Source organism: Pseudomonas avellanae BPIC 631 (assembly GCF_000444135.1).
In the GTDB taxonomy this organism is placed as follows: domain Bacteria; phylum Pseudomonadota; class Gammaproteobacteria; order Pseudomonadales; family Pseudomonadaceae; genus Aquipseudomonas; species Aquipseudomonas avellanae.
Genome location: NZ_ATDK01000129.1, coordinates 1 through 275, shown reverse-complemented (window position 1 = coordinate 275; position 275 = coordinate 1). Strand labels below are relative to the sequence as shown.

The 275-nt window shown below is 60.4% G+C and carries 1 protein-coding gene; it reads left to right on the top strand.

What is annotated here, in order from left to right:
* Positions 1-275: Mu transposase domain-containing protein (locus DW49_RS0107470; RefSeq protein WP_029774637.1), on the top strand; the 275-nt coding region annotated here is incomplete at both ends.

Genomic DNA, 275 nt, shown 5'->3' with positions numbered 1-275 from the left:
ACCGCCAGTTCTTCTCGCTGGGCGAACTCAACACAGCCATCGGGCTGTTGCTGGATCGCCTCAACCACAAGCCCTTCAAAAAGCTGCCCGGCTCACGCCGGTCAGCCTTCGAGGCCCTCGACCAACCGGCCCTGCAAGGGCTGCCGGAACACCCGTACGTCTATGCCGAATGGAAAAAAGTGCGAGTCCATATCGACTACCACGTCGAGGTCGACGGCCACTTTTACTCGGTGCCGTACCAGCTGGTGAAGCACCAACTCGAAGTGCGGCTCACC